General features: G+C 69.6%; 15 protein-coding genes. 5 read left to right on the forward strand and 10 right to left on the reverse strand.

Translation table 11 applies throughout. The features are described 5' to 3' along the window. The first annotated feature begins 99 nt into the window (after positions 1-99). Together AB0C75_RS02010 and AB0C75_RS02015 are read left to right on the forward strand one after the other, a co-directional pair. Positions 100-1041, forward strand: coding sequence for an ABC transporter permease (locus AB0C75_RS02010; RefSeq protein WP_362886083.1), 942 nt, complete (start codon positions 100-102; stop codon positions 1039-1041). Then, positions 1034-1858, forward strand: coding sequence for an ABC transporter ATP-binding protein (locus AB0C75_RS02015; RefSeq protein WP_362886084.1), 825 nt, complete (start codon positions 1034-1036; stop codon positions 1856-1858). The genes AB0C75_RS02010 and AB0C75_RS02015 overlap by 8 nt, the downstream gene beginning before the upstream one ends. A 78-nt stretch (positions 1859-1936) precedes the next feature. Here AB0C75_RS02015 and AB0C75_RS02020 read toward each other — a convergent pair whose 3' ends face one another. The 3 genes from AB0C75_RS02020 to AB0C75_RS02030 form a co-directional block, all read right to left on the reverse strand. After that, positions 1937-6970 carry an NAD-glutamate dehydrogenase gene (locus AB0C75_RS02020; RefSeq protein WP_362886086.1) on the reverse strand — a complete coding sequence of 1678 codons (5034 nt, stop codon included), beginning with the start codon at positions 6968-6970 and terminating at the stop codon, positions 1937-1939. A 384-nt stretch (positions 6971-7354) separates the two neighbouring features. Further along, a complete protein-coding gene (locus AB0C75_RS02025; protein ID WP_362886087.1) occupies positions 7355-8026 on the reverse strand; it encodes an HAD hydrolase-like protein in 672 nt (223 codons plus the stop codon). Positions 8027-8086: 60 nt separating this feature from the next. Beyond that, positions 8087-8593 carry a hypothetical protein gene (locus AB0C75_RS02030; protein ID WP_362886089.1) on the reverse strand — a complete coding sequence of 169 codons (507 nt, stop codon included), beginning with the start codon at positions 8591-8593 and terminating at the stop codon, positions 8087-8089. A gap of 279 nt (positions 8594-8872) precedes the next feature. Here AB0C75_RS02030 and AB0C75_RS02035 point away from each other — a divergent pair, with 279 nt between their 5' ends. Then, positions 8873-9289 carry an Rv3235 family protein gene (locus AB0C75_RS02035; protein WP_362886091.1) on the forward strand — a complete coding sequence of 139 codons (417 nt, stop codon included), beginning with the start codon at positions 8873-8875 and terminating at the stop codon, positions 9287-9289. Positions 9290-9515: 226 nt separating this feature from the next. Here the strand turns inward: AB0C75_RS02035 and secA are convergent, their stop codons facing one another. Further along, positions 9516-12344, reverse strand: coding sequence for a preprotein translocase subunit SecA (gene secA, locus AB0C75_RS02040; protein ID WP_362886093.1), 2829 nt, complete (start codon positions 12342-12344; stop codon positions 9516-9518). A gap of 242 nt (positions 12345-12586) precedes the next feature. On the opposite strand from secA, the gene AB0C75_RS02045 reads away from it, so the two are divergent. Together AB0C75_RS02045 and AB0C75_RS02050 are read left to right on the forward strand one after the other, a co-directional pair. Beyond that, complete coding sequence (locus AB0C75_RS02045; RefSeq protein ID WP_362886094.1) at positions 12587-13177, forward strand: GNAT family N-acetyltransferase; 591 nt, start codon at positions 12587-12589, stop codon at positions 13175-13177. A 10-nt stretch (positions 13178-13187) separates the two neighbouring features. Beyond that, the gene (locus AB0C75_RS02050; protein ID WP_362886096.1) at positions 13188-14363 is read left to right on the forward strand and encodes a crosslink repair DNA glycosylase YcaQ family protein; all 1176 of its coding nucleotides are present in this window, start codon (positions 13188-13190) and stop codon (positions 14361-14363) included. A 70-nt stretch (positions 14364-14433) separates the two neighbouring features. On the opposite strand, the gene AB0C75_RS02055 is transcribed toward AB0C75_RS02050, so the two are convergent. The 6 genes from AB0C75_RS02055 to mtrA form a co-directional block, all read right to left on the reverse strand. Further along, a complete protein-coding gene (locus tag AB0C75_RS02055) occupies positions 14434-15213 on the reverse strand; it encodes a response regulator transcription factor (protein ID WP_362886098.1) in 780 nt (259 codons plus the stop codon). Positions 15214-15407: 194 nt separating this feature from the next. Then, complete coding sequence (gene raiA, locus AB0C75_RS02060) at positions 15408-16097, reverse strand: ribosome-associated translation inhibitor RaiA (RefSeq protein ID WP_362886100.1); 690 nt, start codon at positions 16095-16097, stop codon at positions 15408-15410. Between the two features lie 328 nt (positions 16098-16425). Further along, a complete protein-coding gene (locus AB0C75_RS02065) occupies positions 16426-17130 on the reverse strand; it encodes a phosphoribosyltransferase family protein (protein ID WP_362886102.1) in 705 nt (234 codons plus the stop codon). Positions 17131-17303: 173 nt separating this feature from the next. Continuing rightward, the gene (locus AB0C75_RS02070) at positions 17304-19163 is read right to left on the reverse strand and encodes an LpqB family beta-propeller domain-containing protein (protein WP_362886104.1); all 1860 of its coding nucleotides are present in this window, start codon (positions 19161-19163) and stop codon (positions 17304-17306) included. After that, positions 19153-21189, reverse strand: coding sequence for an MtrAB system histidine kinase MtrB (gene mtrB, locus AB0C75_RS02075; RefSeq protein ID WP_362886105.1), 2037 nt, complete (start codon positions 21187-21189; stop codon positions 19153-19155). Before mtrB ends, AB0C75_RS02070 begins: the two co-directional genes overlap by 11 nt. 1 nt (position 21190) lies before the next feature. Continuing rightward, positions 21191-21880, reverse strand: a complete 690-nt coding sequence (gene mtrA, locus AB0C75_RS02080; protein WP_362886107.1) for a two-component system response regulator MtrA — start codon at positions 21878-21880, stop codon at positions 21191-21193. Position 21881: the final 1 nt, after the last annotated feature.

Here is a 21881-nt window from a genome sequence, read left to right on the forward strand (position 1 = left end):
GACGTACAAACGTCCTACTGTCGACGTTGCGACGATACGGTGTCGTCCCATCGCTCCGGATCTGTCCGCCCTGTTTCCCCGACCCCGTCGAAAGCGACCGTGGTGAGCCAGACAGCAGCCCCGCCGTCCCCGGTGGACACCGCACCTCCCGCCCTCCTCCCCGTGTACGAGCCCGGTGAGCTGGCCGCGCTCGCGGCCCGGCACGGGCTGACCGTCAGCGGGGCCCGGCCGACGCTCGGCGCTTACGTCCGGCAGCTCTGGGGGCGCAGGCACTTCATCACAGCCTTCGCCACGGCCAAGCTGACCGCGCAGTACAGCCAGGCGAAGCTCGGCCAGATCTGGCAGATCATGACCCCGCTGCTCAACGCGACGGTCTACTACTTCATCTTCGGCGTCCTGATGGACACCAAGCGCGGAGTCCCCGACTTCGTGCCCTTCCTCGTCACCGGCGTCTTCATCTGGACCTTCACCGCCAGCTCGATCACGGCCGGCACCCGGGCGATCAGCGGCAACACCGGGCTGGTCAGGGCCCTGCACTTCCCGCGCGCCTCGCTGCCGATCGCCCTGGCGATCCAGCAGCTCCAGCAACTGCTGTTCTCGCTGGGCGCGCTGTCCTTGATCCTTCTGCTCTTCGGCCAGTACCCGCGGCCGTCCTGGCTGCTCGCCGTCCCCGCGCTCGCCCTCCAGGCCCTGTTCAACACGGGGATCTCGATGGTCATGGCCAGGCTGGCCGCCAAGACCCCCGACATCGCCCAGCTGACCCCCTTCATCCTGCGCACCTGGATGTACTCATCGGGCGTCATGTGGAGCCTCGATCACCTGCTCAGCGGCGACCGGGTGCCGAAGCTCGTCCTGCTGGCACTCGAGTGCAACCCGGCGGCCGTCTACATCGACCTGATGCGCTTCGCCCTGATCGACAGCTTCACCGGCGCGCAGCTGCCCCCGCACGTATGGGCCGTCGCGACAGGCTGGGCCCTCGTCTGCGGCATCGGCGGATTCATCTTCTTCTGGAAGGCCGAGGAGAGGTACGGACGTGGCTGACACCCCCGACACACGTGTGCCCACCGTCGTCGTCGACGACGTCCACATCACCTACACGGTGAACGGCGCCCGCACCGGAAGGGGCAGCGCCACCTCCGCCCTGAACCGCATCGTGTCGCGCGGACAGCCCAGGGGCGCGCGCCAGGTGCACGCCGTGAAGGGCGTCAGCTTCGCCGCGTACAAGGGCGAGGCCATCGGCCTGATCGGCTCCAACGGATCCGGGAAGTCGACGCTCCTCAAGGCGATCGCGGGGCTGCTTCCCCCGTCGCAGGGCCGGGTCCACACCCAGGGCCAGCCCTCGCTGCTCGGTGTGAACGCCGCCCTGATGAGCGACCTGACCGGGGAGCGCAACGTCGTGCTCGGCGGCCTGGCCATGGGCATGACCCGCCGGCAGATCCGCGAGCGCTACCAGGACATCGTCGACTTCTCCGGCATCAACGAGAAGGGCGACTTCATCACCCTGCCCATGCGGACCTACTCCTCCGGCATGGGCGCCAGACTTCGCTTCTCCATCGCCGCCGCCAAGAGCCATGACGTGCTGCTGATCGACGAGGCGCTGTCCACCGGCGACGCGAAGTTCCAGCGGCGCAGCAAGGAACGGATCATGGAGCTCCGCGAGGAGGCGGGCACGGTGTTCCTGGTCAGTCACAGCAACAGGTCGATCATCGAGACCTGCGACCGGGCGATCTGGCTGGAGGCCGGCACCCTGCGGATGGACGGCCCCGCCAAGGAGGTCGTCGCCGCGTACGAGGAGTTCACCGGGCCGGCGAAGCGGCCCAAGCCTCAGGGGCCCAAGCCCCAGGAGGCCAGGAAATGACGCTCTTCTGACACCCTGAACGCCGTCCGCCGGACGGGCCCCGTCGGGCCCGTCCGGCGGACGGCTGTGTGGCGCGGGTCAGACGTGCCTGCGCAGCAGGGTCCTCATCGTCCGCATGGCGACGGACAGGTTCGCCAGGTCGAAGGACTCCGAACTCCGGATCTCCTCCAGGGTGGCGCGTGAACGCGCCAGGATCGCCGCGTTCTTCTCCTCCCAGGCCTTGAACCGCTGCTCGGGCGACGACGTGCCGTTCCCGACGGACAGCACGTCCGACGTGAGCGCGGCGTGCGCGGCGTACAGGTCCTCGCGGATGGAGGCGCGGGCCATGGACTGCCAGCGGTCGCCCCGCGGCAGCTCGATGATCCGGTCCATCAGCCCGGTGATCCCCAGCCGGTCACCGAGGTCGTAGTACACCTCGGCGACGGCCAACGGGTCCTTGCCCGTACGGTCCGCGATGGCGACGATGTCCAGCATCGGGAAGGCCGACGAGAATCCCGCCACCCGTCCCGCCAGCTCCTCGGGTACCCCCACCCCGGTGAGCTCGTCCAGGATCGACTGGTACCACTCGATGTCGGCGCCCCTGAGCAGCTTGGGCAGCTCGCTGCGGACGCGTTCGACGCCGTCCTGGAAGAACTCGATGGTCTCCGCGATCCCGACCGGCTGCGGCCGGTTGCCGAGCAGCCAGCGGGAGCCGCGCTCCACGAGCCGGCGCGAGTGCAGCCGGATCCGGGTCTGCACATCGGCGGCCACCTTGTTCTCGAGCGCCTCCACGGCGTCCCACACCCCGGAGAGGCCGAAGATCTCACGGGCGGCGTACTGCGCCCGCACGATCTCCTCCAGGGAGGCGCCTGTCTCCTCACGCAGCCGGTGCAGGAACGTCGAACCACCGGTGTTCACCGTGTCGTTGACCAGCACCGTCGTGATGATCTCGCGGCGCAGCGCGTGTCCGTCGACCGCCTCGGGGAACCGCTTGCTCAGCTGCTTCGGGAAGTAGGCGTGCACCAGCCTCTGCAGGTGGGGGTCGTCCGGCAGAGGGGTGGAGATCAGCTCCTCGGCCGCCGTGATCTTCGTGTAGGCGATCAGCACGGCCAGCTCCGGCTGGCTGAGCCCCTTGCCGTGGTTGAGGAGCTCACGGATCTGCCGGTCGGTCGGCAGGAACTCCAGCGCACGGTCCAGATGTCCCTCACGGCCGAGCCTGCGCATGAAGCGCTGGTGGGCGTGGAGGAGCGACGGCGCCTGGGCGAAGGCGTTGGCGAGGGCGACGTTCTGCGCGTAGTTGTTGCGCAGCACGAGGTGTCCGACCTCGTCGGTCATCTCCGCGAGCACCTTGTTGCGCTGCTTCACGGTCATGTCGCCGTCCCGGACCAGGCCGTTCAGCAGGATCTTGATGTTCACCTCGTGGTCGGAGGTGTCGACACCGGCGCTGTTGTCGATCGCGTCGGTGTTGATCCGGCCGCCGTTCCGGGCGAACTCGATCCGGCCGAGCTGGGTGGCCCCGAGGTTGCCGCCCTCACCGACGACACGGGCCCGCAGGTCCGCGCCGTTGACCCGGATCGGGTCGTTGGCCTTGTCGCCGACGTCCGCGTTCGATTCGGCCGTCGCCTTGATGTACGTCCCGATGCCGCCGTTCCACACGAGGTCGACCGACGCCTTGAGGATGTTCTGCATCAGCTCGGCGGGGGTCATCTTCGTGACCTTCGGCTCGATGCCGAGCGCCGCGCGGATGTGCGCGTTGACCGGGATCGACTTGGCGGAACGCGGGTGGACGCCGCCACCCGCGGACAGCAGGTCCTTGTCGTAGTCCGCCCAGGAGCTGCGCGGCAGGTCGAACAGCCGGCGCCGCTCGGCGTACGAGGTGGCGGCGTCGGGATTCGGGTCGATGAAGATGTGCCGGTGGTCGAAGGCCGCGACCAGCCGGATGTGCTCGGAGAGCAGCATGCCGTTGCCGAAGACGTCACCGGACATGTCGCCGACGCCGACGACGGTGAAGTCCTCGGTCTGCGTGTCGTGGCCCAGCTCGCGGAAGTGCCGCTTCACGGACTCCCAGGCACCGCGGGCGGTGATGCCCATGCCCTTGTGGTCGTAGCCGGCGGAGCCTCCGGACGCGAAGGCGTCGCCGAGCCAGAAGCCGTAGGAGACGGCGACGTCGTTGGCGATGTCGGAGAAGCTCGCGGTGCCCTTGTCGGCGGCGACGACGAGATAGGTGTCGTCCTCGTCGTGGCGGACGACCTCGGCGGGCGGCACGACCTCGCCCGTCACCATGTTGTCGGTGATGTCGAGGAGCGCCGAGATGAAGATCTTGTAGCAGGCGATGCCCTCGGCGAGCCAGGCGTCACGGTCCACGGCCGGATCCGGCAGCCGCTTGGCGACGAACCCGCCCTTGGCGCCCACCGGCACGATCACCGTGTTCTTGACCATCTGTGCCTTGACCAGGCCGAGGATCTCCGTTCGGAAGTCCTCCCGCCGGTCCGACCAGCGCAGCCCGCCGCGGGCGACCTTGCCGAAGCGCAGGTGTACGCCCTCGACGCGCGGCGAGTAGACCCAGATCTCGTACGCCGGGCGCGGCGCGGGGAGGTCCGGGATGGCCTGCGGATCGAATTTCATCGAGACGTAGTTGTGCGGCTCGTGGTCGTCCGCCAGCTGGAAGTAGTTGGTCCGCAGCGTCGCCTTGATGACCGTGAGGAAGGACCGCAGGATCCGGTCCTCGTCCAGCGACGCGACCTGGTCGAGCGCCCCGTCCAGCTCCTCGAGCAGCCCGTCCGTCAGCTCCGTGCCGGCCTTCTGGCGGGCCGGGGACATCCGGGCCTCGAAGAGGGAGAGCAGGAGCCGGGTGGTGTGGACGTTGTTGCGGAGGGTGTCCTCCATGTAGTCCTGGCTGAACGTCGAACCCGCCTGCCGCAGGTACTTCGCGTAGGCGCGCAGCACCATGGCCTGCCGCCAGTCCAGGCCGGCGCCCAGCACCAGGGCGTTGAAGCCGTCGTTCTCCGCCTCACCGGTCCAGATGGCCGCGAACGCCTCCTGGAAGCGGTCCCGGGCGTCGTCGGCGAGGTAGTCGCCGTTGCCCGCGGCCTTCTTCGGCATGCGCAGCCCGAAGTCGTAGATCCAGGCGTGGGTGCCGTCCGCACAGCGCAGCTCGTAGGGACGTTCGTCGACGACCTCGACTCCGAGTTGCTGGAGCGCGGGCAGGACGGCGGAGAGCGAGACCTGCTCACCGGTCCGGTAGATCTTGAACCGGCGCTCGGCGGGGCCCGCGCCGACCGGCTCGTACAGGCTGAGCGCGAAGTCCTCGCGCCCGCTCTTGAGCTCTTCGACATGGACCAGGTCGGCCACGGCCGCGCGCGGCGAGTGGTCGGCCTTGTAGCCCTCGGGGAAGGAGTGGCCGTAGCGGCGCAGCAGCTCGGCCGCGCGCTCCTCTCCGCACTCCGCGCCCAGTGCCTCCTGGAAGCCGTCGGCCCAGGAGCGGGCGGCCTCGACGAGTCGTGCCTCGACGCGGTCGGCGTCCGCGTCGGTGAGGTGCGGGAGCTCGGTGCCCGGCGGGACCCGGACGACGAAGTGCAGCCGGGAGAGGATCGACTCCGTGTTCCAGGCGGTGAAGTCGACGCTGGTGCCGCCGAGTTCCTCCTTGAGGATGTCGATCAGGCGGAGCCGCACACCGGTGGTGTAGCGGTCACGCGGCAGGTAGACGAGGGCGGAGTAGTAGCGCCCGTACTCGTCCTGGCGCAGGTAGAGCCGCAGCCGGCGGCGCTCCTGGAGGTACAGCACGGAGGTGACGATCGAACGCAGCTGGTCGACGGGCGTCTGGAAGAGCTCGTCGCGCGGGTAGGTCTCCAGGATCTGGAGCAGATCGCGGCCGTCGTGGCTGTTGGGTGTGAAGCCCGCGCCCTCCAGCACCTCGGCGACCTTGCGGCGCACCACGGGCACCCTGCGCACCGACTCGGTGTACGCGGCGGAGGAGAACAGTCCGAGGAAGCGCCGCTCGCCGATGACGTTGCCCTTGGCGTCGAACTTCTTCACCCCGACGTAGTCGAGGTAGCTGGGGCGGTGCACGGTCGCCCTGCTGTTCGCCTTCGTCAGGACGAGGAGCCTGTGCTCCCTCGCCTTGGCGCGGGCGTCCGCGGGCAGCCGGTCGAAGGACGGGCTCACCGGGTGCGCCTCGTCCTCGGTGTGCTTCGGGTCGGAGCGCAGAATTCCGAGGCCGGTGCCGGGGACGGCCGTCAGGGCGTCGGAGTCACGGAGCTCGTACTCCCGGTACCCGAGGAAGGTGAAGTGGTCGGCGGCCAGCCAGCGCAGCAGCTCGCGGGCCTCCTCGACCTCTTCCCCGTCCAGATCGTCGAGGGGCTCGTCCGGGAGGTCGTCGGCGATCCGCAGGGCGGAGTCCCGCATCTTCTCCCAGTCCTCGACGGTCTCCCGTACGTCGGACAGGACACGGAGCAGATCGGCGGTGATCTGCTTCAGGTCGGCGCGGTCCGTCTCCCTGTCGATCTCGACGTGGATCCAGGACTCGACGACCGCGTCGTGCGGCAGCTCGGTCCCGGCTTCCTTACGGCCGCCGGACCTCTTCGCGCCGTTGTTCCTGGCCGGGTCGGCGAGCACCTCGATCAGCTTGCCGGCGACATCGCGGCGGACGATGACCTGCGGGTGGATCACGAGGTGGATGCCACGGCCCTGCCGGGAGAGCTCATTGGTGACGGAATCGACCAGGAAGGGCATGTCGTCGGTGACGACCTCGACGACGGAGTGGCTGTTCGTCCAGCCGTTCTCCTCGACCGTCGGGGTGTGCACGCGGACGTTCGCGGTGCCCTGCGGGCGGTTCTCGGCGAGACGGTAGTGGGAAGAAGCGGCCCCGAAGATGTCGACCGGGTCGCGGTCGCTGATGTCCTCCGGAGCGGTGTGCAGGTAGTAGCGCTGGAGATAGGCGAGCAGCGTCCTCTGGCCCGGCCGCTCGTCCCGGCCGGCCTCGGTGCCTTCCTCTGCTCCGCTGCCGGACTCTTCGGCGAGGTGGACCCGGAGGCCACCTCCCGGGCCACCGACACCACCGCCCGGACTGTTGTCAGCTACCCGGGCCGCCCGTGCGAGCAGCTCGGCCTTGGCTTCGTCCAGCTTGGTCTGCATGTCCTCTGGCTCCTGTCGCGCGCCGTTGCGTGACGTAGGTGAAAAAGACGGCGTACCGCCACGACACGGGGTTTCCGGTCTGGGTCGACGCTATGCCGCCTGGGGAGATGCCCGGGGCCATATCGGCCATTTTCGGCAGACTGCCCGGGACGCGGCGATCGCGGATCGCCCGGGTGCTGTGGCACTCCGGGCGCAGGCCGGGGGCTACGCGGCCCCCGAGGCGTATCGCGCTGATCACCGCACCAGGCTATCCCTCCTGCACCCACAACCGTCATGAGCCGCATATGTACAAAAGAAGACACCGAACTTTGACACTCTGGACATCGCACCGGATCGCACCCGCACGTAAGGGAACACAAAGGACGCACCGGCCGACGCATACGCTCATTCGGCCATCACCTCGGCCAGCGCGACCGCCTCGGCCAGGGTGTCCACCACGGGCACACCCGCCGCTTCCAGGCTGCCGCGGCTGTGCGAACCGCCGGTGTAGAGCACGGCGCGCGCACCGACATGGGCCGCGGCCACGGCGTCGTCCACCGCGTCACCGATGACGACCGCGGACGCGGGAGTGATATCCCCGAGCACCTCGAAGTGACGCTCCATGTGCTGGGCCTTGCTGCCCCCGGAGGGGCCCGTACGGCCGTCGACGCGCACGAAGTGGCTCTCGATGCCATAGCCCCGCACCACCGGGACGAGGTGCTCATGGCCGTACATGCTGAGCAGCGACTGGCTACGGCCGCCGAGCCGCCACCGGGCCAGCAGCTCCTCCACGCCCTCCGTCAGTCCGCAGACCGTCCGCTGCTCGGTGTAGTGGCGGTGGAAGAGGGCGTCCATCCGCTCCCACTCGGCGGGGGTGGGGAGCCGGCCCATCAGCCGCTCGTAGAACTTGGGTATCGGCACGCAGTACATCTCGCGGTACTGGTCGAGTGTGAGCGGCTCCAGGTCGACCTCGGCGAAGGCGGCGTTCGTCGCCCCGAGCACCGCGTCGATGTCGTCGAGCAGTGTGCCGTTCCAGTCCCAGACCAGATGTGTGCGGTGCTTCCCCGATGTCGCCATGGTGAGAAAAATACCCGCCGGGTACGACAGCCGCCCCGGAGCGCCCGGCGTACCCCCGGCTCAGGCGATCAGGCCGGGGATCTCCTGGATCCCGAACCACAACAGCTCGTGGTCCTCCGCGCCGTCCACGGTGAACTGGGCGTCGTCGTCCCCCAGGTCCGCCGCCCCCAGCGCGGCGGCCGCCGCGGCGACGTCCTTCTCGGCGTCGTCGGCGTCCACGTGCACGGCGGCCGCCTTCGACAGCGCCACCGCGTCCGCGATCCGCACCTCCCCGAGCGACGAGGCGTCCAGGGTCCGGTCCGGATCGGCGACCGCCGCACCGTCCGGCACGTCGAGGGCGACGACCACCCGGCGCCGGGCCTCCTGAGGACGGCCCGCGATCAGCCGCAGAGAGGCGGAGGCGGCACGGTTGAGCGCCGCGTACTCCAGTTCCTCGATGTCGTCGGAGACATACCACTCACGCAGACCGGGCGTCACCGCGTAGGCGGTCTGCGGCCCCGGACCGACCTCGCCCGCCCTGTGCGCCGTGGCGAGACCGGAGAGGGTCAGGGGGACGTACACACGCATGGCTGACCGCTTTCGTAGTCGATGACACCCTCAGGATACGTGCGACGTCCCCCTTCGGGGTGGCCGATCCACCCCCCGCTGTCCACCGCGCGAAGGCCGTCACCCCCGCCGTTCCCTTGGGGCGCGGGGCCCGCCACCCGGATAGGTGATCCTGCGGAGTGCCCGACCGGCCCATGACGCCGCTTGCGGGCCCGGCGACGGGACCCGTAGAAGGTCCCCAGCAAAAGTTACTGCCTGGTACTCGCCGGGCCACGGACAGCAGCCACGGGGGCTACGAGCATGAACAAGGACAGGACGAGGCCGGCCGGACGACACGACCGCAGCAGGCCGGGCACCGTACCGCGGCAGCGGCCCCGGCGGCCGCTGCGTCCGCACCAGTGGTTCGCCGAACGCCTGCTGGCCGTCCTCAGCGGCCAGCGGCCGGTGCACTGGATGCTGGGCCACACCATCGGTGAGGCCTACGACCAGCTCACCCGGCTCGCTCCCGACACCCCGCTCGGCGCGGGCCGCAGGCGCCCGGTCGTACGCGCCTGCCACGGCACCCAGCCCGCCAACGGCGTGGTCGAGGCCTTCGCCAGCATCGCCACGGGCGAGCAGGTCCGCGCCATGGCGTTCCGTCTGGAACAGGGCCCGGACCTCCGCTGGCGCTGCGCCGCGATCGACCTGGGCGGCGAACGCCTCCCGGCGGCGAGATGACGGAAGGTCCCGGCGGCAGGACGACAGCCGCAGCAGAATCACGCTCGTCCGGCGATTGAGGACACACCGCGCGGGGGCCGCGCAACGGCCCCTTGCGGGCCCGACCACCGCCACCGCGCCCCACTGGGCCACCACCCCACCCCGGGGCCCGGAGACGCCAAGGGAACGGCCCGGCCCGGACACCGTCGAGGTGTCCGGGCCGGGCCGTTCCCAGCCGCGCCGCGCGCTACTTCTTGCGGCGCCGCCCACTCGCGCTCTTCTGCGCCTTACGGCGCTCCGCACGCGTCATCCCGTCCCCCTCGGGCCGCGCGCCGTCACCGTCACCGCTGGCGAAGTCGCCCTCGACGACGCCGCCCTCTCCGTCCACCGTGGGAGCGGAGAAATGCAGCCGGTCCGGGCGCTGCGGCGCGTCCAGGCCCTTGGCCCGGATCTCCGGACGCCCTGCCCCGGCCGCCACCGGCTCGTCCTGCTTCTCCAGCGAGGTCCGCTCCGCCTCGTCCTTCACCGGGACCTCCTCGACCTGCTGCTCGACCTGGACCTCCAGGTTGAACAGATAGCCGACGGACTCCTCCTTGATGCCCTCCATCATGGCGTTGAACATGTCGAAGCCCTCGCGCTGGTACTCGATCAGCGGGTCCTTCTGCGCCATGGCCCGCAGGCCGATGCCCTCCTGGAGATAGTCCATCTCGTAGAGGTGCTCACGCCACTTGCGGTCCAGGACCGAAAGGACCACGCGTCGCTCCAGCTCACGCATGATGTCCGAGCCGAGCGTCTTCTCCCGCTCCGCGTACTGCTCGTGGATGTCGTCCTTGACCGATTCGGCGATGAAGTCGGCGGTCACACCGGCCAGGTCACCCGCGGCCTCCTCGAGCTCCTCGACCGTGACCTTGACCGGGTAGAGCTGCTTGAAGGCGCCCCACAGCCGGTCGAGGTCCCACTCCTCGGCGAAGCCCTCGGCCGTCTCCTGACGGATGTAGTCGTCGATCGTGCCGTCCATGAAGTGGCGGATCTGGTCCTGCAGATCCTCGCCCTCCAGGACGCGGCGGCGCTCGCCGTAGATGACCTCGCGCTGCCGGTTGAGCACCTCGTCGTACTTGAGGACGTTCTTACGCGTCTCGAAGTTCTGCTGCTCGACCTGCGACTGCGCGGAGGCGATCGCCCGGGTCACCATCTTGTTCTCGATGGGGACGTCGTCGGGCACGTTCGCCATCGACATGACGCGCTCGACCATCTGCGCCTTGAACAGCCGCATCAGGTCGTCGCCCAGCGACAGGTAGAACCGGGACTCGCCCGGGTCGCCCTGGCGGCCGGAACGACCGCGCAGCTGGTTGTCGATACGACGCGACTCGTGCCGCTCCGTGCCCAGGACGTAGAGCCCGCCGAGGTCCTTGACCTCGTCGTGCTCGGCCTTGACGGCCTGCTCGGCCTTCTCCAGCGCCGCGGGCAGCGCGGCCGCCCACTGCTCGACGTGCTCGACCGGGTCGAGTCCGCGCTGCCGCAGATCCGCCTCGGCCAGGTCGTCGGGGTTGCCGCCCAGCTTGATGTCCGTACCGCGGCCCGCCATGTTCGTGGCGACCGTGACGGCGCCCTTGCGGCCCGCCTGGGCGATGATCGGCGCTTCCCGGTCGTGCTGCTTGGCGTTGAGGACCTCGTGCTGGACACCGCGCTTGGAGAGCTGCTGCGAGAGGTACTCGGACTTCTCGACCGAGGTGGTGCCGACCAGGATCGGCTGGCCCTTCTCGTGCTTCTCCGCGATGTCGTCGACGACCGCGGCGAACTTCGCGACCTCGGTGCGGTAGATCAGGTCCGACTGATCGGCACGGACCATGGGCCGGTTCGTCGGGATCGGCACGACGCCGAGCTTGTAGATCTGGTGGAACTCGGCCGCTTCGGTCATCGCCGTACCGGTCATGCCGGAGAGCTTGCCGTACAGACGGAAGAAGTTCTGCAGGGTGATCGTGGCGAGCGTCTGGTTCTCGTCCTTGATGTCCACCCCTTCCTTCGCCTCGATGGCCTGGTGCATGCCCTCGTTGTAGCGGCGGCCCGCGAGGATACGGCCGGTGTGCTCGTCGACGATCATGACTTCGCCGTCGATGACGACGTAGTCCTTGTCGTTCTTGAAGAGCTCCTTGGCCTTGATCGCGTTGTTCAGGTAACCGACGAGCGGGGTGTTCACCGACTCGTAGAGGTTGTCGATCCCCAGCCAGTCCTCGACCTTGGAGACCCCGGGCTCATGGATGGCCACGGTGCGCTTCTTCTCGTCGACCTCGTAGTCGCCGGTCTCCTCGATGCCCTTCAGCGGGTTGCCCGCCTCACCCTTGGTGAGGCGCGTGACCAGCTTCGCGAAGTCTCCGTACCACTTGGTGGCCTGGTCGGCCGGGCCGGAGATGATCAGCGGGGTACGGGCCTCGTCGACGAGGATCGAGTCGACCTCGTCGACGATGGCGAAGTTGTGGCCGCGCTGGACGAGCTCGTCCTGGGACCACGCCATGTTGTCGCGGAGGTAGTCGAAACCGAACTCGTTGTTCGTGCCGTACGTGATGTCGCAGGCGTACTGCTCGCGGCGCTGGGCCGGAGTCATGTTGGCGATGATGCAGCCGACCTCGAGACCGAGGAACTTGTGCACCCGTCCCATCATCTCGGAGTCGCGCTCGGCCAGGTAGTCGTTGACCGTGATCAGGTGCACACCCTTGCCCGAGAGCGCGTTGAGATACGCGGGCAGGGTACCGACGAGGGTCTTGCCCTCACCGGTCTTCATCTCGGCCACATAGCCGAGGTGCAGGGCGGCACCGCCCATCATCTGGACGTCGTAATGGCGCTGTCCGAGGACGCGCTTGGCCGCCTCACGGACGGTCGCGAATGCTTCGGGAAGCAGGTCGTCCAGGCTCTCGCCGTCCGCGTACCGTTCCTTGTACTCGTCGGTGAGCGCCCGCAGCTCGGCGTCGGAGAGGTTGACGAAGTCCTCTTCGATGGAGCTGACCTGGTCCGCGATGCGGTGCAGTTTGCGCAGGATCTTGCCTTCGCCTGCACGCATGAGCTTGTTGAAGACGGACACTGAGGCTGGTCTCCTTGCCGGTCGGGCCTGGCACTGGGTCGTGTGATGGACTCTGGCGCGGGCACGGCAGGTGGGCCCCACCGCAACGGCCATCGTAAGCGAGGACCCCGTCACGCCGGGAGGGCTGCCACGGCGTTCTCCCCGCCGCACCCTTCCAGGACAACGGCCGGAGTGGACGGAAGGTGCCGGGAAGCACCGAAAAGTGCTCGCTTCCCGCCTCCTCCGTCACCAGAATCTCCCGCATGGAACCCATCACACTGACCACGGAGCGCCTGATCATGCGCCCCTTCGCGCCGGAGGACGCCGACGCCGCCCATACCGCGTGCCAGGACCCCGAGATCCAGCGCTGGACAGTTGTCCCGTCGCCGTACACCCGTGCCGACGCGGAACTCTTCACACAAAAACTCTCCCCCGCGGGGTGGCAGGACGACACGATGTACAACTTCGCGGTCCTGCTGCGGGGCGGCGGACCGCTCGTCGGCGCGCTCGGCGTCAACCGTCACAGCCTTCCCGGCACGTACGAGGTGGGTTTCTGGACGGCGAAGGAGCACCGGGGTGCCGGATTCACGACGGAGGCGGTGCTCGCGGCGGCCCGCTGGGCGTTCACCTCGCTCGGCGCCGACCGCCTGGAGTGGCGGGCGGAGGTCGGCAACGTCCCGTCCCGGGCGGTCGCCCTGCGTGCGGGCTTCCGTATGGAGGGTGAGCAGCGGTCGGCGCTGTTCAACAAGGGCATACGACGCGACACCTGGACCGGTGCGCTGCTCCCGGCCGATCTGGGACTGCCTGGCACGCATCCCCATCGGCCGGCCCCTGATGTCAGTGGGGCGTTCTAGGGTTCTACGCATGACGCCTGCGCCGCCGCCCGTTCTGGAACTCTCCGCCGACCAGGCGCGCCGTATCGCGCTGCGCGCCCAGGGACTCCTGGGCGCCCCCGACCGCAGGGGCGGGGTCCCGGGAGTGCTGCGCAGTCTCGGAGCCGTCCAGCTCGACACGATCTCGGTCCTGGCCAGGTCGCACGAGCTCGTGCCGTACGCCCGCCTCGGCGCGCTGGGCCGCCGCGCGGTCGACGAGGCCTACTGGTCGGGTGGCCGCTCCTTCGAGTACTGGTCGCACGCCGCCTGCGTCCTGCCGGTCGAGGAATGGCCGCACTTCGCGTTCCGCCGCCGCGCCTACCGCTCCCGGCCGCACTGGAACCACGACCTGCCCGACGGGGTGTACGCGAAGGTGATCGACCAGCTGCGCGCCGAGGGCCCGCTGACGGCGACGGAGCTCGGCGGCGCGAAGAACGGCGGCGAGTGGTGGGACTGGTCCGCGTCCAAGGTCGCCGTCGAGCGGGCCCTGATGTACGGCGAGGTGGTGTGCACCGAGCGGCGCGGCTGGAAGCGGATCTACGACCTGGCCGAGCGCGCGATCCCGGACACCGTGCTCCACGACCGGCTGGGCGACGCGGAGTGCCTGCGCCGGCTGGTGGCCCTGGCCGGGCAGTCGCTGGGCGTGGGCACCCGGGCGGACATCGCCGACTACCACCGGCTCAAGGCCGAGCAGTTCGACGCCGTCGTGGCGGACTCCGGGCTCGTCCCGGTATCGGTCCAGGGCTGGGCGAAGCCCGCCTGGGCACACCCCGAGGCACTCGCCTCCGAGCCGCGCGGACGGCACCGCACGACGCTGCTGTCACCCTTCGACTCCCTGATCTGGGAGCGCGCGCGTACGGAGCGGATCTTCGCCTTCACCCATCGCCTGGAGGCGTACGTCCCCCGGCCCAAGCGGATCCACGGCTATTTCGCGATGCCACTGCTCGCGGGCGGCCGGCTGCGGGGCCGGGTCGACCCGGCCAGGGAGGGAACCACGCTGGTGGCCCGCCAGGTTTCGCTGGACGGTGCGAAGTCCGTGGCGCCCATGGCCGAGGCACTCGTGGAGGCGGCGTCCTGGGTCGGCTGCACGGACGTGCGGCTGGAGCGCGTCGACGCACCGGAGCTGCGCGAGCCGCTCATGACGGAAATCGCCCGCGCCCTTCCGTAGGCGTCGGGCGGGCCGCACTCTCCCGCCATCCGATCTCGCGCTACCTGATCTCGCGCTACCTGATCTCGCGCTACCTGATCTCGAGGATCTTCTCCCGCATGGCATAGACCACGGCTTCCATCCGGGAGTGCAGCTGGAGCTTCTCCAGGATATTACGGACGTGGTTCTTCACCGTGTTCTCGGAAATGAACAATTCCTTGGCGATATCACGGTTGTTCATGCCCGTGGCCACGAGTTTGAGGACTTCCAGTTCACGCTCGGTGAGGCGCGGCGCGGGAACGAGCCGGCGCTCGTCGGTGCGCTGAATCATCGACTTGAACTCGGTGAGCAGTTTGGAGGCCATCGACGGGCTGATCTGGGACTGGCCGTCCGCCACCGCGCGAATGGCCGTGGCCACCTCGTCGGTCGAGATCTCCTTGAGCAGATAGCCGGTGGCGCCCGCCTTGATCGCCTCGTAGAGATCGGCTTCCTCATCACTGATCGTCAGCATGATGATCTTCGCGCTGGGGGCCACCTCCTTGATGGAGGTGCAGGCTTCGATGCCGCCGCGCTTGGGCATCCGTACGTCCATCAGCACGATGTCGGGCAGCAGGTCCGCCGCCTTGTCCACCGCCTCCGCCCCGTCCCCCGCCTCACCGACGACCTGGATGTCCTCCTCCTGTGCGAGGACGATCTCCAGACCTCTGCGGAAGAGCGCGTGGTCGTCCACCACAAGAACCCTGATGGGTTCCTTGCGGGAACCGCCGTCGCCGGAACCGCCGTCGTCCGCGACGGAATCCGCCCCGGAGCCCGCACCGGCAGTGCTGTCGGCATCGTTCGTCCCGCGCACGGGCCCGAAGGTGTCCGCCATCGTTCCTCCCCCTGAAGGCCACTGCCTGAGGTCACAGGCTGTCCGCCAACGGCAGCGCACAAGGCACTGGTTGGCCTGGGACACCATGATTTCATGCCTGGCCGCCGAAGCGGTGCCCCCGCGGTCGCACGCTTGCCCCCGGCAGCGCGCGGACGCTTCCGGGGGCACGCGTATCGGCTGTCCAGCGGTGGGGGTCAGCCTCCGAGCGCACCGCCCGCGCCGCCCGCCGCGTCGGAGGCCAGCGGGTCGGTCCTCAGGTGGATGACGCCGTAGTCGTAGGCGTGCCGCCGGTAGACGACGCTGGGCTCCTTGGTCTCGGAGTCGACGAACAGGTAGAAGTCGTGCCCGACCAACTCCATCTCGTAGAGCGCCTGGTCGAGTGTCATCGGCGCCGCGACGTGCGTCTTCTCGCGCACCACGAGCGGACCTTCACCCTGTACCTCGAGTGAACCGATCCTGGTGGTGGGCACGGACGGCGCCGGCTCCTCGGGGATCAGCTCACCGTCCCCGTTGAAGGAGGCGACACCGGGTACGACGTCCCCCACCTCGGACGCGGGCAGCCGGCCGTTACCACGCCTGCTGTAGCGCTTGTCGTGCTCCTTGCGCAGCTGGGTGTCCAGCTTGTCGGTGGCCAGGTCCAGCGCTGCGTACGGGTCGCCTGCTGCCGCTTCCGCCCGGATGACCGGCCCACGCGAGCGAAGCGTGATCTCCACCCTTGCCGCACGGTCGGCCTGACGGGGGTTGGGCTCCTTGGACACCTCGACGTCGAGGCTGATCACCTTGCCGTCGAACTTCTGGATCTTGTCCAGCTTCAGCTTCTCGGCCACGTGCTTGCGGAACCGCTCGGGCACCTCGGTCTTGCGGCCCTTGACGACGATGTCCACGCAGAACTCCGTTCCCGGGTTGCTCCGCTTCGGCGGCGGAGCATCTCCCTTTTGCACCAGGCTCCGGTGATCGCCGGAGCCGCGGACTCGGTGGCTGTCACCTCCTCCTCCCCGTCGGCGGGGCTTCCACCCCACCGATTTCCAAGCTTCTGGCGTACCGATGTGTTACCTGCCCGAAACCTGGTGGCGCATTCGCGGAGGCACGGAATTCACCGTCCCTCACAACCGAACATAGCTTGCCCACCACCGTGTCGGCACCCGCTACTCACGCGTACCTCCGATCGGGTCTCGTTACCCACCCACTACCTGCAACGATGCAAGTTATCTGTCAGTTCCGGTTTATTTCGAAGGCAGACGGAGATGCTGCGACAACCGCGGCGCGCATTCCTGGCGCCCGGCCCGCCGAACGGACCGCGCGCGCCGCCTCCGCCAGCGACGAGCCGGTCGTCAGCAGGTCGTCCACCAGCACGACCCGGCCCCCGTCGAGCAGCCTCCGGCCGCCGTCCACGACGCCGAGAGCGCCCGCCAGATTCAGCTGCCGCTCCCTGGCCCCAAGCCCCGCCTGGTCGGCCACCGCGCGCCGCTGCCGCAGCACGGCGAGCATCCGGGCCCGCGCACCCCCGCGCCGCAGCTCGGCCGCTGCCGCGGCCGCGATCCTGCGCGCCGGATCATGCCCACGCCCGGCCGTGGCGCGCCGCGACGACGGCACGGGAACCAGCAGCAGCGGCCCCCGGTCTCCCGCATGCCCCGCGCCGGCCCGCACAGCGTCCGCCAGAGCCCCACCGAGCACCCCGGCAAGGCCGAGCACCCCCCGCTCCTTGTGGGCCAGCAGCATCGCGCGTACGGCGTTCTCGTACGGCGCCGCCGCGTGGACCGGGGGCAGCCCCTCGGGCTCCGGCGACGGCCTCACCCGCCGCGGCCCGGCCGCCAGACACGCGGCACACCCCTCGCACAGCTCCGTCCGCGGCCTGCCGCAGCCCCCGCAGGCCACGGGCAGCACCAGTCCGGCGATCTCCCGCCACCAACTCCGCACGTTCCCACTGTGACCGGGCGCCGGGCACTCGGCCATCCCTGTGGAAAACCCCTGTGGACAGCCGGGGCCGGTGGACAGCCGGGGCCGGTGGACAACGGGGGGCGGTGGACAACGGGGGGCGGTGGACAACGGGGGCCGCCCCTCCCGGAGGGGCGGCCGCTCAGCCGGGTGGATCAGCCCGGGTAGACCAGCGAGGAGCCCTCCTTGAGAACGGTCTGCCAGTTGTCCCCCGGCGACAGCTTCACTATCCCGTCGCTCTCGGTGTCCGCCATCAGCGGAAGCTGGTCGTCGTCGGCGGCCGCGACAGCCGTCACCTGGTTCACGCCCGGCAGGACGCCGGAGGACGACGTGGACCCGTCGGCCTGGACGTAGCGCACCTGCTGCACACCGCCCTCCTCCTTGCCGACCACCACGAGACGGCTGCGGCCCGACCAGGAGAAAGCCGTCACATCGGCCAGCTGGGGTGCGGCCTGGCGCAGATCCTGCACCGACACCTGCTCGGCCTCTCCCGAGCCATGACGCTCGACCCGGCCGATGTGCAGCGTGGTGTGCCCGTCCTTCGACACCCGCAGCGCGATCCGTACCCCGTCGGACGACATCCGCAGCGCCTCGATCCGCCCGCCGTTCAGGTCGGGCACCGAGACCTCCTTCGGCTCCCCGGCACCGTCGGCAAGACGCAGCAGCCTGGGATCGGAGGGATCGCGGTCGGCGACCCAAAGGGCTCCCGTGCCGTCCCAGCTCGGTGCCGACAGCCGGTCGCCGGCCTCCTTCGCATGACTCGTCACGACAGGGCCGGACGGCTCGCTGTCCTCGGTGAGGGGGGAGACGTAGAGATGCTGCTGGTCCTCCGAGACCGCGGCGGCCTGCTCTTCGTCCCGGGCCACACCGACGGCGCTCATGGCGACCGTCCCGCTGCCCAGCGGACCGAGCACCGGCTCCGGATCACCGCTCCCCTTGCTGCTTCCGGGGATGCGCTGCACCCGCCCCTTGTCGTCCACGAAGTACTGGCTGTCGGGGACACCGGCCCCCCTGTCCGCGGCGAAATCCTCGGCCTCGTCCGCCCCGAGGGAGCACAGCGGTCCCTGCTCGCCCTGCAGCTCGACCTGCCCCACCCGGGCGGATGTCAGGTCCCGCAGCGTGAAGAGCACCTGGGCCGCCATCAGCCGGCAGGTGCTCTGACCGGCCTCTTCGGCCTTCTTGTTGAGCGGCACCTTCAGGACGTTCTGGTCGTCCGTCGTCAGCGAGGTGACCCCGCGCTTCAGCGCCGTACCCGCGGGGAAGCGCGAATCGACCACCGGCCGCAGCCAGTTCGACGGGCCCTGCAGCAGCGTCCGCACGGTCTGGGTGGCCGTGTCCATCCGTGTGACTGGGTCCGTACGGTTGCGTACGTAGACGGGGTCGGCGACCAGTGCGGCCGCGTCGTCGGTCCGGCCTGCGGCGAAGTAGTACTTGTTCACGGACCGGTAGAGGCGCTTGAAGTCGGACTGCCCGAGCACCAGACCGTCCGGCACGATGTCGATGCGCCATTCCTTCTTGCCGTCCGCTGCCTTCTCCCGGACCAGATGAAGCATCTGGGAGTACTCCGAGGGAGCCAGCGGCCGGTACGAACTCTGCGCGTCGACCGCCGCCACCTGTTCGCCGGTCAGCGTGTAGGTGGTCTCGGTGCCCCTGCGTTCCTTGTCATGGATCGTGGGCCCGTTGCGGTTGGGCGCCTTCGCGAGCACCGTCGTGCCCTCGCCAGGCTCCCAGGTGCGGCCCGCCTCCGCGGTCAGGTAGGTGCGGGTCGTGGCGAAATCGGGGTCGTCGCTGGTCATCGACTCCAGGAAGCCGTCGACGACCTCGATGGGGGTGGCACCCTCCCTCGGGGGTACCGCGTACACCTGGACCTGGGAGTCCCCCGGCTGCGAGGCGTCGACCGCCTTCACGTCCCCGGTGACCGGCATCGCCCCGCACCCGGCGAGCACCATGGCCACGCAGCCCAGCAGCACGGACAGCCGCACTGCGCGGCCGCACCGACGGCGGTCAGTGTCCACGAGTCGTGTCCTCCTGCTGCTCCGGATCCTGCGTCTCTGGTTCGGCGCCCCTGCCCGGCCGGTCCCCGGCCTGACGCGACACCACACGTGCTCCACTGCCCGGCAGAGCCGCCGGATCGACGGACCCCGTCGCGCGCGACGGGGCGGATCCACGCGACGGCACGCCCAGGTGAGGACGAGCCGTGGAACCACTCCCGCTCGGTACGGGCATCAGCCGGTGATCGCTCGTCGCCGACGCCACATCCACACGCTCACGGTCCTCCCGGTTGCGCCGGGAGTCCTCCGGCTCCAGGGGTATCGGCGACCCCCGCAGCGGCTCGTCCGCCGTACGCGGAAGGGTGAGCCGGAACTGCGAGCCGCCACCGGGCTCGCCCCAGGCCTGGAGCCAGCCGCCGTGCAGCCGGGCGTCCTCGACGGCGATCGACAGCCCGAGCCCCGTGCCACCGGTGGTGCGGGCGCGCGCCGGATCCGCCCGCCAGAAGCGGTTGAAGACCCTGGTCGCCTCGCCGGGCTTGAGCCCCACGCCGTAATCCCTGACCGCCACGGCCACGGCACCCTGCGCGACCCCCATGCGCACGACGACGTCGCGGCCCTCACCGTGCTCGACGGCGTTGACGACGAGATTGCGCAGGACCCGCTCGACACGGCGCGCGTCAGCCTCCGCGACCACGGGCTGTTCGTCACCCACCACCCGGATCCGGGTGCCCTTGCGCTCCGCCAGCGGCTCGGCACCGCCGATCACCCGCCGGACGACCGTGCGCAGGTCTATCGGTTCGGCTTCCAGCGCCGCGGCTCCCGCGTCGAACCTGCTGATCTCCAGCAGATCGGACAGGAGCGACTCGAAGCGGTCGAGCTGGTCCCCCAGCAGCTCCGCCGACCTGGCCGTGACCGGGTCGAAGTCGACCCGCGCCTCATGAATGACATCGGCGGCCATCCGCACGGTCGTCAGCGGGGTGCGCAGCTCATGGCTGACGTCCGAGACGAAACGCCGCTGCATGCGGGAGAGCTCCTCCAGCTGCTGGATCTTCAGCTGAAGGCTCTGCGCCATCTTGTTGAAGGCCTCGCCGAGGCGGGCGATGTCGTCCTCACCGGTGACCTTCATCCGCTCCTGGAGCCGGCCCGCGGAAAGCCTCTCGGCGATCCCTGCCGCCATCCGTACGGGTGTGACGACCTGGCGCACCACGAACCAGGCGATGGCACCGAGCAGCACGACCACGAACAGGCCCGCCGTCGCCAGGGTCGTCGTGACCAGGGTCAGCGACTTCTCCTCCTGCGAGAGCGGGAAGAGGTAATAAAGCTCGTACGGGTTGTGGTCGACGTCGTAGAGCCGCTTACCCACGACGAGCCCGGGCTCCGAGGCCTTCCCGTGCGAGTACCGGATCAGCGAGTACGTCTGGAAGGCGCCCGCTCCCTTGCCCACGTCGTCCCGGAGACTCTGCGGGATGCTGGACGCCTCCACGCTGCCCGAGCCACGGGGAGCGCGGCTGGTGGTGCCGTGCCCGACGGAGTCGGGGCTGAGCGCCACCACGTTGAAGGCGTTCGTGCCACCGCTGGCGAGCTGGTCGACGAGCTCGGTGCGCCAGGAGGTGTTGGCCGTCATGCCGTCGGCGCCCTCCTCGCTCTGGTCCCCGGGGACGAGCGGCGCGTTCGCGTTCGTCTGGGCGGCCGCGAAACCGCCGGCCGCCTGTGTCTGGGCGGCCTTGCCCTTCGCATCGAGCAGACCGTTGCGGACCTGCCCGATCACGACGAAGCCGAGAAGAAGCACCACGGCGATCGACATCAGCAGCGTCCCCGCCACGACACGGAGCTGCAGATTGCGCCGCCACAGGCGGACAGCCGGCAGCAGCGGGCCACGGATCCACCGCATCAGCAGCCGTGGCACGGGGCCGCCGGGCGTCCGGTCGCGGAACAACCGACCGCCCAGCGGAGCCCGTCCGAAGCGAGGAGTGCTCCGTGCCTGACCGGCAGCCCGCCCCGTACGGGCCCCGGGCACCCCGGGTGGCGGAGCAGCGCTGCCCAGGGTCATGTCAGCTCGGTCCGGCCTTGTAACCGACACCGCGGACGGTCACCACGATCTCCGGCCGCTCCGGGTCCCTCTCCACCTTCGAGCGGAGCCGCTGGACGTGCACGTTCACCAGGCGGGTGTCCGCGGCGTGGCGGTAGCCCCACACCTGCTCCAGCAGCACCTCACGGGTGAAGACCTGCCAAGGCTTACGCGCGAGAGCGACCAGCAGGTCGAACTCCAGCGGGGTGAGAGCGATGGACTGACCTTCCCGCTTCACCGAGTGACCGGCCACGTCGATGACCAGGTCACCGATCGTCAGCTGTTCCGGTGCGGGCTCTTCGGACCTCCGCAAACGCGCCCTGATCCGGGCAACCAACTCCTTCGGTTTGAACGGCTTGACGATGTAGTCGTCGGCCCCGGATTCCAGGCCCACCACCACATCCACCGTGTCGCTCTTGGCAGTGAGCATGACGATCGGCACACCTGACTCGGCCCTGATCAGCCGGCAGACCTCGATGCCGTCCCGTCCGGGCAGCATGAGGTCCAGCAGCACCAGGTCCGGCTTGGCCTCACGAAATGCGGCCAGTGCCTTGTCGCCGTCCGCTACGAACGACGGCTCGAAACCTTCTCCCCGCAGCACAATGCCGAGCATCTCGGCCAGTGCGGTGTCGTCGTCGACGACAAGGACGCGTCCCTTCATAAACGACATCATC

Source organism: Streptomyces sp. NPDC048565 (genome assembly GCF_040650935.1).
Classification (GTDB): Bacteria; Actinomycetota; Actinomycetes; order Streptomycetales; family Streptomycetaceae; genus Streptomyces.